Source organism: Micromonospora sp. NPDC005173, from assembly GCF_040608515.1.
Lineage (GTDB): Bacteria > Actinomycetota > Actinomycetes > Mycobacteriales > Micromonosporaceae > Micromonospora.
In genome coordinates, this window is sequence record NZ_JBEXIK010000023.1 from 92,221 (window position 1) to 104,068 (window position 11,848).

General features: G+C 72.2%; 9 protein-coding genes. 6 read left to right on the forward strand and 3 right to left on the reverse strand.

The features are described from left to right. Positions 1-41: 41 nt before the first annotated feature. A complete protein-coding gene (locus tag ABZV00_RS23730) occupies positions 42-245 on the reverse strand; it encodes a cold-shock protein (RefSeq protein ID WP_007462771.1) in 204 nt (67 codons plus the stop codon). Positions 246-427: 182 nt separating this feature from the next. On the opposite strand from ABZV00_RS23730, the gene ABZV00_RS23735 reads away from it, so the two are divergent. Together ABZV00_RS23735 and ABZV00_RS23740 are read left to right on the forward strand one after the other, a co-directional pair. Then, on the forward strand, positions 428-1,123 hold the full coding sequence (locus tag ABZV00_RS23735) for a 50S ribosomal protein L11 methyltransferase (protein ID WP_355609775.1): 696 nt from the start codon (positions 428-430) through the stop codon (positions 1,121-1,123). 103 nt (positions 1,124-1,226) lie between these two features. Continuing rightward, positions 1,227-1,847: a VTT domain-containing protein gene (locus ABZV00_RS23740; RefSeq protein ID WP_355609756.1), complete on the forward strand. Its 621-nt coding sequence runs from the start codon at positions 1,227-1,229 to the stop codon at positions 1,845-1,847. An 87-nt stretch (positions 1,848-1,934) separates the two neighbouring features. On the opposite strand, the gene ABZV00_RS23745 is transcribed toward ABZV00_RS23740, so the two are convergent. Further along, on the reverse strand, positions 1,935-2,588 hold the full coding sequence (locus tag ABZV00_RS23745; protein ID WP_328418766.1) for an MBL fold metallo-hydrolase: 654 nt from the start codon (positions 2,586-2,588) through the stop codon (positions 1,935-1,937). Between the two features lie 7 nt (positions 2,589-2,595). Next, positions 2,596-3,312, reverse strand: coding sequence for a maleylpyruvate isomerase family mycothiol-dependent enzyme (locus ABZV00_RS23750; RefSeq protein WP_355609759.1), 717 nt, complete (start codon positions 3,310-3,312; stop codon positions 2,596-2,598). Positions 3,313-3,490: 178 nt separating this feature from the next. Here ABZV00_RS23750 and rsgA point away from each other — a divergent pair, with 178 nt between their 5' ends. From rsgA to uvrC, 4 genes are all read left to right on the forward strand, one after another. Beyond that, positions 3,491-4,561 carry a ribosome small subunit-dependent GTPase A gene (gene rsgA, locus ABZV00_RS23755; protein WP_355609761.1) on the forward strand — a complete coding sequence of 357 codons (1,071 nt, stop codon included), beginning with the start codon at positions 3,491-3,493 and terminating at the stop codon, positions 4,559-4,561. Between the two features lie 168 nt (positions 4,562-4,729). Continuing rightward, positions 4,730-7,675: an excinuclease ABC subunit UvrA gene (uvrA, locus tag ABZV00_RS23760; protein WP_328418763.1), complete on the forward strand. Its 2,946-nt coding sequence runs from the start codon at positions 4,730-4,732 to the stop codon at positions 7,673-7,675. Positions 7,676-7,833: 158 nt separating this feature from the next. Continuing rightward, a complete protein-coding gene (locus ABZV00_RS23765) occupies positions 7,834-8,319 on the forward strand; it encodes a Rieske (2Fe-2S) protein (protein ID WP_355609763.1) in 486 nt (161 codons plus the stop codon). 188 nt (positions 8,320-8,507) lie between these two features. Beyond that, the gene (gene uvrC, locus ABZV00_RS23770; protein ID WP_355609764.1) at positions 8,508-10,496 is read left to right on the forward strand and encodes an excinuclease ABC subunit UvrC; all 1,989 of its coding nucleotides are present in this window, start codon (positions 8,508-8,510) and stop codon (positions 10,494-10,496) included. The last annotated feature ends 1,352 nt before the right edge of the window (positions 10,497-11,848 follow it).

An 11,848-nucleotide genomic window follows, 5' to 3' on the forward strand; every position in this document is an offset into this window, starting at 1 on the left:
GCGGCGGCGGCCGTCGACCGGCCGCCGCCACCGGCACGGAGCTACATCGGGCGGACGTTGTCCGCCTGCGGACCCTTCTGCCCCTGGGTCACCTCGAACTCGACCTTCTGGCCCTCGTTGAGCTCCCGGTAGCCGCTCGAGGCAATGGCGGAGTAGTGGACGAACACGTCCGGCCCTCCACCGTCCTGCTCGATGAAGCCAAAGCCCTTTTCCGAGTTGAACCACTTAACCGTGCCGGTTGCCATGCATCTCTCCCTGTTCAAAGCGGCTGACCCTCGGCCTGTGGCCGATGATCGCCCGTACCAGTCCGACAGTAACGGGCAAAACCCGGATCCGCCGGCCGAAGTGCCGTAGGCACTCGGGTGAAGTCGGGTGAACTCTACGTGCCGCCATGCGAAACCCCGCCCCCGCCACCCGCCACTGGGGCATGCTTGCGCCGATGAGGGGTGCCGCAGCCACCGCGCTGTCCGAGCTGGAGCGCGAGATCGACGCGCCCGGCGACGGCCTGGACCGGCTCCGACTGGTACCAACTCCGTTCGTCCCCGAGGTGCGGCTGCACCTGGCTGAGGACGCGATCGTCTGGTGGGCCCGGATGGAGGCCGCCGCCGGGCACGCCCTGCCGCCGCCGTACTGGGCCTCCGCCTGGGCCGGAGGTCAGGCCCTGGCCCGCCACCTGCTGGACCATCCGGAGCTGGTCGCCGGCCGGCGGGTACTCGACCTCGCCGCCGGGTCCGGGCTGGTGGCCATCGCCGCCGCGCTGGCCGGCGCCGCCAAAGTGGTCGCCAACGACATCGACCCGTACGCCGTCGCGGCGGTCACGGTCAACGCGCGGGCCAACCGGGTCGCCGTCGACGCCAGCGGGAGTGACCTGCTGGACAGCGGCGACGCGGAGGCGGACGTGGTCCTCGCCGGTGACGCCTTCTACAGCCGCGCACTGGCCGACCGGATGCTGCCGTTCCTGCAACGGGCCGCCGCCCGCGGTGCCGAGGTGCTGGTCGGCGACCCCGACCGGGGGCACCTGCCGGCGGACCGGTTGACGGTGCTGGCCGACTATCCGGTGCCCACCACGGAACCGTCCGTGGACTCGTCGCTGCGCCGGGTGCAGGTGCTGCGACCCGACTGAGGCGGGATCCCGATCTCAGGGGCGACCCTGAGGCGGACACCAGGGGTCGCTGGGGGGTGCGACCTGATGTCGGGGGTGGTGCGGCGGTCATAGCGTACGGGGTATGACGCAATGGCTGGCCGAGGTCGGAGAACTGCCCATCCTGCTGCTGATGGGCGCGCTCGGGCTGGTCATGCTCTTCGACGCCATCCCACTGCTCGGCGTCCTGGTCCCCGGTGACGTGGCGATCCTGGCCGCGGTCGGGGTGGGCCGCCCGGCCACCGGGCTGGCCACCTTCACCGCGGTGCTGGTCGGCTGCCTGGCCGGGTGGTCGCTGAGCTTCCTGGTCGGTCGCGTGTACTCCGAGCGGCTGCGACGCAGTCGGGTCGGCGGCTGGATCGGCGAGGCGCGCTGGACGGCGGCGGAGGGGATCCTGCGGGGTGGTGGTGGCCGGATGATGGTGGTGGCGCCGTTCCTGCCGGTGTTCAACGCGCTGCTGCCGCTGGCCGCGGGCGGGCTGCGCATGTCGTACCGGCGGTTCCTGGGCTGCGCGGCGCTCGGCGCGGCGGCCTGGGCGGGTCTCTACCTCGCGCTGGGCACCGCGTCCCGCTCGCTGGCCGGGCTGCTGCCGGGGGAGTCGAGCCCGCTGCTGGTCACCATGGGCGTGGGGCTGGTGCTCGCGACTGTGGTGCTGCTGGGCACCCGGCGCCGGCTGCGGGCCGTCACCGCGGCGCCGACGCCCTGACCGGTTTGGCCCGACGGCGGGTGCGGGGTGCGTCCGCGCGTCGGGTGGGGGGAGCGGGGCCGGCCGGGGGGCCGGCCCCGCACAGGGTTACCAGCCGCGGGCGCGCCACTGGGGCAGGGCCGGGCGTTCCGCGCCGAGCGTGCTGTCCTTGCCGTGACCCGGATAGAACCAGGTCTCGTCCGGCAGCCGGTCGAACAGCTTCCCCTCGACGTCGTCGATCAGCGCGGCGAAGCGCACCGGGTCCTTGTCGGTGTTGCCCACGCCGCCGGGGAAGAGACTGTCGCCCGTGAACAGGTGCGGGGTGCCGGTCGGGTCGCGGTAGAGCAGCGCGATCGAGCCCGGTGTGTGCCCCTTGATGTGGACGACCTCCAACGCGCAGTCGCCGACCGGCACGCTGTCACCGTCGGCGAGCCGCTCCGCCTCGATCGGCAGCCCGGCCGCGTCGTCGGCGTGCACCAGCGCCCGGGCGCCGGTCTTGGCCACCACCTCCTCCAGCGCCACCCAGTGATCCATGTGCTGGTGGGTGGTCACCACGGCGGTGAGCCCCCGGTCGCCGATCAGGTCCAGCAGCCGGGGCGCCTCGTTGGCGGCGTCGATCAGCACCTGCTCGCCGGTGGCCGTGCAGCGCAGCAGGTAGGCGTTGTTGTCCATCGGGCCCACCGACAGCTTGCTGATGGTGAGCCCGTCCAGCTCCCGCACCGCCGGCGCACCGCCGTTGGTGACGTCTCCGCTGTATGTCATCAGGTGTCTATATCCATTCCGGTGGAGTAGGCAGGGGACCGTCGGGAGTGACGGCGAGCGCGTCGCCGCCGTCGCGGCCGATCAGCCAGGCGGCGAGGTCGGGGGCGGGACCGGCGATGATCGGGGCGTCGGCCCGCTCCCCGATAACCAACTCGTGCCCGGCGCCGTCGAAGCGCAGCACCATCGACGGAGTTGCTGGCTGGTCGGCGTGATGTGCGGCCACCTCGTGCAGCAGCCGGTGGGCGAACGCCTCCGACCAGTCGGCGGGCCGGTAGTCGGCGGCCAGGTCGAGGTGGTGCACCTCGATCTCGCGCAGCCGGCCCCAGACGAGCAGGGCGGCGGGCCACGGGCCCCGGCGGGTCTGCACCGTCGCCGCCCACGCCTCGACCGGCATGGCCGCGACGGCCTCGGTGAACCGGTTCGCGCTGCGTCGCAGGTCGTCCAGGTGCTCGGCTGGCGGCCGGCCCGCGCCGGCCTCGATGTCCGCCGCCCGGGCCTCCGGCGACGCGTACATCGGCACCGGCTCGCCGGTGCGGGCCGCGGTGAGCAGGTTGACGAAGCCGTCGGCGTTGCGCGCCAGGTGGGCCAGCACGTGGCCGCGTGTCCAGTCGGGCAGCAGCGACGCGGCCGCGAGGTCCGCGGCGTCGAAGGAGGCCGCGGTACGCAGCAGCCGGCTGGTCGCGTCGTCCACCTCGCCCGTGAGCAGGAGCGGATCGGTGGTCACGCGTCGACCCTAGCGGTCCGCCGTCGCGCCGTCGCCGGGGAAATCGCTTTCGGCGCGTCGGCGCGCGTCCTACCGTCGGCGACATACGCGGCACCGGGACGTCGGACGGAGGTGGTGATCATGCCGGCCGTGACACGCGTGTTCCGCCATCACCAGCTTCGACACCGATGAGGATGCCATGACGATCGATCTGACCGCCCTCGGCTGGGACGCCGAACGGGCGGCGTACGCCGCGCGGCGCGGTGAGCACCACCCGGGCCGGGTGGCCCGGGTGGACCGGGGGGTCTGCACGGTGCTCACCGCGGCCGGCCCGGTCCGGGCCAGCCTGGGCGGGGCGGTGCTGGCCGCCGCCGTCCGGGATCCCTCCGCGCTGCCCTGCGCGGGGGACTGGGTGCTGCTCACCCACTGGCCGGACCGCCGCACCACCGTGGAGGCGGTGCTGCCCCGGCGGGCCGCGTTGATCCGCCGTACCGCCGGCAAGGACGCCAGCGGCCAGGTGCTGGCCGCCAACCTCGACGCCGCCGCCGTGGTGGAGCCGGTGCACCCGGAGCCGGACGTCGGTCGGATCGAGCGGCTGCTGTCCCTGGCCCACGAGTCCGGGGCCCGGCCGCTGGTCGTGCTGACCAAGGCCGACCTCGCGGCCGATCCGGCCGCGCTGGCCCGTCAGCTCGCCGCGGTCGCCCCCGGGGTGCCGGTGCTGCCGGTCAGCGCCGAGCGCGGCGTCGGGCTGGAGCCGCTGCGCGCGGAGGTGGCGCCGGGCCGCACGCTCGGCCTGCTCGGGCCGTCCGGGGCGGGCAAGTCGAGCCTGGTCAACGCGCTGGCCGGCGCGGTGATGATGCCGACCCAGGCGATCCGCCGGGTCGACGGCAAGGGTCGGCACACCACCACCTGGCGGGCCCTGGTGCCGATCCCCGGTGGCGGCGCGGTGATCGACACGCCCGGCGTGCGGGCGGTCGGCCTGCTGGACGGCGTGGCCGGGCTCGACCGGGCGTTCGCCGACATCGCCGGGCTTGCCGAGGGCTGCCGGTACGCCGACTGCGGGCACGACGGCGAGCCGGCCTGCGCGGTCGGCGAGGCGCTGCGCACCGGGGAGCTCTCCACCCGCCGGTGGGAGAGCTGGCGGCGGCTGCAGCGGGAGGTGGCTCAGGAGAGCCGGCGGCGGGAGGCGCGGCTGGCCGCGGAGCGGCGCGGTGGGTGGCGCTCGGCCCGGCGTCGGGCGGCCCGACCGCCGACGCCCGGGGGCTACTGACCGGCCCGGCCGACCGGGCTGAGCTGGGGGAATGTGCGGGCGGGGAAAACTGTCATACCTCGGGGCTAGAGTTGCCGAGGCGTGTTTTCCGCGCCCGCACCACCGCTCAGAACCACCCCAGAGCGGGACAGATTCTCCGCTTCATCTTCTCCCGGGAGTACACGAACCGTGGCCGACCGACTGATCATCCGTGGCGCGCGCGAGCACAATCTGCGTGACGTCAGTCTCGACCTGCCCCGGGACGCACTCATCGTGTTCACCGGGCTGTCCGGGTCGGGCAAGTCGAGCCTGGCCTTCGACACGATCTTCGCCGAGGGGCAGCGGCGGTACGTGGAGTCGCTCTCGTCGTACGCCCGGCAGTTCCTCGGCCAGATGGACAAGCCCGACGTCGACTTCATCGAGGGGCTGAGCCCGGCCGTCTCGATCGACCAGAAGTCGACCTCGCGCAACCCGCGTTCGACCGTCGGCACCATCACCGAGGTCTACGACTACCTGCGGCTGCTCTACGCCCGCATCGGCGAGCCGCACTGCCCGGTCTGTGGCGAGCGGATCTCCCGGCAGAGCCCGCAGCAGATCGTCGACCGGGTGCTGTCGATGGCCGAGGGCACCAAGTTCATGGTGCTCGCCCCGGTCATCCGCGGCCGCAAGGGCGAGTACGTCGACCTCTTCTCCGAGCTGCAGGCCAAGGGTTACGCCCGGGCCCGGGTCGACGGCGTGGTGCACCCACTGACCGAGCCGCCGAAGCTCAAGAAGCAGGAGAAGCACACCATCGAGGTGGTGATCGACCGGCTCACCGTCAAGCCGAGCGCCAAGCAGCGGCTGACCGACTCGGTCGAGGCCGCCCTGGGCCTGTCCAGCGGCCTGGTGCTGCTCGACTTCGTCGACCTTCCGGAGGACGACCCGGACCGGGAGCGCCGCTACTCCGAGCACCTGGCCTGCCCCAACGACCACCCGCTCGCCATCGAGGACCTGGAGCCCCGGGTCTTCTCCTTCAACGCGCCGTACGGCGCCTGCCCGGAGTGCACCGGCCTGGGCACCAAGAAGGAGGTCGACCCGGAGCTGCTGGTGCCCGACCCGGAGCGCAGCCTGCGTGAGGGCGCCATCCAGCCCTGGTCCACCGGGCACAACCTCGAATACTTCCTGCGCCTGCTGGAGGCACTCGGCGAGGCCCAGCACTTCGACGTCGACACCCCGTGGCGGGCGTTGCCGGCGCGGGCGCAGAAGACGATCCTGCACGGCTCCGACGACCAGGTGCACGTGCGCTACCGCAACAAGTACGGCCGCGAGCGCTCCTACTACACCGGCTTCGAGGGCGTGGTGCAGTGGATCGAGCGTCGGCACTCCGACACCGAGTCCGAGTGGTCCCGCGACAAGTACGAGGGCTACATGCGCGACGTGCCGTGTGCGGCGTGCGGCGGCGCCCGGCTCAAGCCCGAGGTGCTCGCGGTGACCCTGGCCGGCAAGAGCATCGCCGAGGTCTGCAACCTGTCCGTGGGGGAGTGCGCCGACCTGCTCGCCGGCATCGAGCTGACCGACCGGCAGAAGATGATCGCCGAGCGGGTGCTCAAGGAGATCAACGCCCGACTGCGGTTCCTGCTCGACGTCGGCCTGGACTACCTCTCCCTGGACCGGCCGGCCGGCACCCTCTCCGGTGGCGAGGCGCAGCGCATCCGGCTGGCCACCCAGATCGGCTCCGGGCTGGTGGGTGTGCTCTACGTGCTCGACGAGCCGTCGATCGGGCTGCACCAGCGTGACAACCACCGGCTGATCGAGACTCTGATCCGGCTGCGTGGGCTGGGCAACACGCTGATCGTGGTGGAGCACGACGAGGACACCATCCGTACCGCCGACTGGATCGTCGACATCGGGCCCGGCGCCGGCGAGCACGGCGGCGAGATCGTGCACAGCGGTTCGGTGCCGGCGCTCCTGGAAAACCCAGAGTCGATCACCGGGGCGTACCTGTCCGGGCGCCGGTCGATCCCGACGCCGAAGAAGCGTCGTCCGCAGACCCCGGACCGGGAGCTGGTGGTGCACGGCGCACGCGAGCACAACCTGCGCAACCTGACCGTCTCCTTCCCGCTGGGCCAGCTGATCGCGGTCACCGGGGTCAGCGGCTCGGGCAAGTCGACGCTGGTCAACGACATCCTGTACGCGGTGCTGGCCAACCAGATCAACGGCGCGCGGCTGGTGCCCGGCCGGCACACCCGGGTCGCCGGTCTCGACCACGTGGACAAGGTCGTCGGCGTGGACCAGTCGCCGATCGGCCGGACGCCGCGCTCCAACCCGGCCACCTACACCGGGGTCTGGGACCACGTCCGCAAGCTCTTCGCCGAGACCACCGAGGCCAAGGTGCGCGGGTACGGCCCGGGCCGGTTCTCGTTCAACGTCAAGGGCGGGCGCTGCGAGGCGTGCTCCGGCGACGGCACCATCAAGATCGAGATGAACTTCCTGCCCGACGTGTACGTCCCGTGTGAGGTCTGCAAGGGCGCCCGGTACAACCGGGAGACCCTGGAGGTGCACTACAAGGGCAAGACCGTCTCGGACGTGTTGGAGATGCCGATCGAGGAGGCGGCCGAGTTCTTCTCCGCCATCCCGGCCATCCACCGGCACCTCAAGACGCTGGTCGACGTCGGCCTCGGGTACGTCCGCCTCGGCCAACCCGCCCCGACTCTCTCCGGCGGTGAGGCGCAGCGCGTCAAGCTCGCCTCCGAGCTGCAGAAGCGCTCCACCGGGCGGACGGTCTACGTGCTCGACGAGCCGACCACCGGCCTGCACTTCGAGGACATCCGCAAGCTGCTGATGGTGCTGGAAGGGCTGGTCGACAAGGGCAACACGGTGATCACCATCGAGCACAACCTCGACGTGATCAAGACGGCCGACTGGCTGATCGACATGGGTCCGGAGGGGGGCCACCGGGGCGGCACCGTGCTCGCCACCGGCACCCCGGAGGAGGTCGCCGAGGTGCCCGAGAGTCACACCGGCGAGTTCCTGCGCCAGGTGCTCAAGCTCGACGGTGAGGCCAAGGGCGCGGCGGCGGCCACCAAGCGGGCCGCCCAGGCCAACGGCGTCACCAAGACTCGGGCGCCGCGCAAGGTCGCGGCCACCGCGCGCTGAGCGGACCAAACGCCGGCGGTGCCCCATCGGGCATCGCCGGCGTTTCCCATTTCCCGGGTCGAGGCCACACCGCCGTGAACCATCCGGCACAGTTGCCCGTGTTGACCAATGTGGCCGGCTGATCGGGACCGGCGCAGCAGCCCAGAGAGAGGCGAGGCATGAGTGACGATCAGGCGCTGACCGGTCCGGGTACGCAGACCCGTCGGACCCTGCTCACCGGTGTCGGGGCGATCGGCGCAGCCGTCGTACTGGCTGCCTGCGGCAGCGACGACGACAACGACGCCGGCAGTGGCGCTCCCACCAGCGGCGGCCCGGCGGTGCCCAGCACCGGCGACGCTGGCGGCGGTGACCGGCAGGACGCGCAGTCGGTGGCCACCACCACCGACATCCCGGTCGGCGGCGGCAAGATCCTCCCCGCGGGCGTGGTCATCACCCAGCCGACTGCCGGCCAGTTCAAGGGCTTCAGCGCCATCTGCACCCACCAGAACTGCCCGGTGACGAACGTCGACGGCGGCACCATCAACTGCACCTGCCACGGCAGCAAGTTCTCGATCGAGGACGGTTCGGTGAAGGCCGGTCCGGCCACCAAGCCGCTGCCGCCCAAGAGCATCAAGGTCACCGGCGACCAGATCTCGCTGGCCTGACCGGCCGGCGCGTCCAGCCCGCTCCCGTCGGGTCGGGCCGGCGCGGCTCAGCCGCTTGATCGACTCGCGTTCCGGGAAGTCGGGGTGTGCGGCGCCCGTCGGCACGCCGACTTCCCGGAGACCGAGTGGATCTTGCGTGATGGTGCCGGACGGGGTCGGTGTCGGGGGGCCGGACTAGGCTTGCTGGCGTGGCTGACCCCTCGACCTACCGTCCCGCACCCGGCACCATTCCGGAGTCGCCGGGGGTCTACCGCTTCCGGGACAGCACCGGCCGGGTGATCTACGTCGGCAAGGCGAAGAACCTGCGCAGCCGGCTCAACTCCTACTTCGGCGACGTCTGGAATCTGCACGAGCGCACCCGGCAGATGGTCACCACCGCCGAGTCGGTTGACTGGATCACCGTCGGCACCGAGGTCGAGGCGCTCCAGCAGGAGTTCACCTGGATCAAGCAGTACGACCCGCGGTTCAACGTCCGCTACCGCGACGACAAGTCCTACCCCTACCTGGCCGTCACCCTCGACGAGGAGTACCCGCGGCTGCAGGTGATGCGCGGCGCGAAACGCAAGGGCGTGCGCTACTTCGGGCCGTACTCGCACGCCTGGGCGATCCGGGAGACCCTCGACCTGCTGCTGCGGGTGTTCCCGGCCCGGACGTGCTCCGCCGGGGTGTTCAAGCGGGCCGGCCAGGTCGGTCGCCCCTGCCTGCTCGGCTACATCGGCAAGTGCTCGGCGCCCTGCGTCGGCACCGTCTCCGCCGACGAGCACCGGGCCATCGTCGACGATTTCTGCGACTTCATGGCCGGTCGCACCGACACCATGGTCCGCAAGATCGAACGTGAGATGACCGAGGCGAGCGAGCAGCTGGAGTTCGAGCGGGCTGCCCGGCTGCGGGACGACGTGGCGGCGTTGCGCCGGGCGATGGAGAAGCAGACCGTGGTGCTGGGCGACGGCACCGACGCCGACGTGGTCGCGTTCGCCGACGACCCGCTCGAGGCGGCCGTGCAGGTCTTCCACGTCCGCGACGGCCGGGTCCGCGGCCAGCGCGGCTGGGTGGTGGAGAAGACCGAGGAGTTGAGCACCGGCGACCTGGTGCACCACTTCTGCACCCAGGTGTACGGCGGCGAGCACGGCGAGGCGGACGTACCCCGGGAGCTGCTGGTTCCCGAGCTGCCCGCGGACGCCGACGCACTGGCCGACTGGCTCTCCACCCACCGGGGCAGCCGGGTGTCGCTGCGGGTGCCCCAGCGCGGCGACAAGCGCTCGCTGATGGAGACCGTGGAGCGCAACGCCAAGGACGCGCTGGCCCGGCACAAGCTCAAGCGGTCCGGTGACCTGACCACCCGGGGGAAGGCGCTGGACGAGATCAGCGAGGCGCTGGGCATGCGCACCTCGCCGCTGCGCATCGAATGCTTCGACATCTCCCAGATCCAGGGCACCGACGTGGTGGCCAGCATGGTCGTCTTCGAGGACGGGCTGCCCCGCAAGAGCGAGTACCGGCGGTTCATCGTCCGGGGCGCCACCGACGACCTCTCCGCGATGTCCGAGGTGCTGCGCCGTCGCTTCGCCCGCTATCTGGACGCGCGTTCGGAGACCGGCGAGGTGGGGGTGGAGTCGGCCGACGACCTGGAGGCCCCGTCCGGCGCTGAGGAGCCACGGATCGGCACCCTCGTCGACCCCACCACTGGCCGGCCACGCAAGTTCGCGTACCCGCCGCAGTTGGTGGTCGTGGACGGCGGCGCGCCGCAGGTCGCGGCGGCCGCCCAGGCACTCGCGGGGCTGGGCATCGAGGACGTGGCGCTGTGCGGGCTGGCCAAGCGGCTGGAGGAGGTCTGGCTCCCCGACGACGAGTTCCCGGTCATCCTGCCGCGTACGTCGGAGGGGCTCTACCTGCTGCAACGGATCCGCGACGAGGCGCACCGGTTCGCCATCACCTTCCACCGGCAGCGCCGCTCCAAGCGGATGACCGAGTCCGCGCTGGACCACGTGCCCGGCCTGGGGGAGGTGCGGCGCAAGGCGCTGCTGCGGCACTTCGGCTCACTCAAGCGGCTCTCCGCCGCCACGGTCGAGGAGATCACCGAGGTGCCCGGGGTGGGCCGCCGCACGGCCGAAGCGATCCTTGCCGCGCTCGACAAGGGCACGGGGGTCGTCGAGGGCGTCGAGGCGACGCCGAGTTCGTGAACCCGCCGCCATTCGGCATTACCGCCACACCCTGACCCACCCGGCGCGGGCGAACCCACCGCCAGCCGCCGAACGGCGCGCGTTTGCCTCATGATCGTGCTCGATCCTGGATGTAGTGGCCTCGTTCGCGCCGCGTGGGGACTATTTCCTGGATCGAGCACGATCTCGCCCGGGCAGCCCGCGCTGTCCGCGTGCCCCCGCGCTGTCCGCGTGCCGCTTGCCGTCCGCGCACCTGCGCGGTCTGTGGACGCGGCGCGGTCTGCGCACCCCGTGCTGTGTGCCCCCGTGCCGTCTGTGGCCGCGCGCCCTCGGGGCAATCGCGTCGGCTGCGAACGCGCCGTTTGCACCCGGCACGACGCGAGCGGCGGCCAAGATCTGTGCAGTCCGTGCCGTCTGTGGCCCCGCGTCCGTGGCCCGCGCCGTCGCGCACCTGCGTCGTCTGCCAACCCCGCACTGCGTTCCGTGTCGCGCCCGCGGCCTCGCCTCACCCGTCACCCCAGACCTCACGGGGGCGAGCCCGGCTGGGAGACCGGCGGTCGGGCGGGTCGACGGCGGGGGGACATCCGCATGGTTGAGCGTGATACCTGAGAGTCATATTGATACCTCAGAGTCATCACGCTCAAAAGCACGCACCCGCCCGCCGAGCGGCGGCCTCTTAGGTCTGCGCACGTTCCGGGAAGGTGTGGCCTCGGCGTGCCGGGGAGGCAGCGTTTTCCCGGAAAGTGCGTGGCTGGACGCCGGTCGACGTGGGCGGCCACGTGGGTGTGGTGTCCGGTTCGGGATGCGAGTCCGATCGGGTGTGACGCGCTCGGGGTAGATCGCCGGTGGGTCCCGGTTGTGGGGGCGGACGGGCGGGTTGGGGTTGTCGGCCCGTGACGGGCTGGGGGTGTCGTCCCGTTTGGGGTGGGCCGTCCCGTGGTCGGGGCCACCCTCAGCGTGGAATCGTGGGCTGGCCCGGGTCGTTATACCTGGCATGCGACCGTGGCCCCCTGGCCCGGTGCGCGGCAGCCGCCGGGAACACCGGCCAGGCCGCCCCGGTTACATCCCCCTGTAGCCAGCCGCCAGCCCGCCGGGAACACCCGCCAGGCCGGCACGGTTACACCCCCCGTAGCCAGTCGCCAGCCCGCCGGGAACACCCGACCGGCCGGCACGGTTACACCCCCGGAACCCCGAGCAGGTCCCCCCGGATCGCCGGACCGTTCCCCCTCTCTTGAACTTCCCTCGTGCGGCGCACCGTCCCCCGTTGTCGCGTGCCGCGCACCCCCGATGCAGAGGAGCACGCCATCATGCGTACCGATCTGATTCGTAAGACCGCTCTGACCGCTGCTGGACTCGCCTTCACCGGCGGCGCG

Excerpts from the sequence above, each read along its gene's own strand:
- ABZV00_RS23735 (WP_355609775.1), top strand. The coding sequence starts at position 428 with ATGCTTGCGCCGATGAGGGGTGCCGCAGCCACCGCGCTGTCCGAGCTG.
- ABZV00_RS23730 (WP_007462771.1), bottom strand. The coding sequence starts at position 245 with ATGGCAACCGGCACGGTTAAGTGGTTCAACTCGGAAAAGGGCTTTGGC.
- ABZV00_RS23765 (WP_355609763.1), top strand. The coding sequence starts at position 7,834 with ATGAGTGACGATCAGGCGCTGACCGGTCCGGGTACGCAGACCCGTCGG.
- rsgA (WP_355609761.1), top strand. The coding sequence starts at position 3,491 with ATGACGATCGATCTGACCGCCCTCGGCTGGGACGCCGAACGGGCGGCG.
- ABZV00_RS23745 (WP_328418766.1), bottom strand. The coding sequence starts at position 2,588 with ATGACATACAGCGGAGACGTCACCAACGGCGGTGCGCCGGCGGTGCGG.
- ABZV00_RS23740 (WP_355609756.1), top strand. The coding sequence starts at position 1,227 with ATGACGCAATGGCTGGCCGAGGTCGGAGAACTGCCCATCCTGCTGCTG.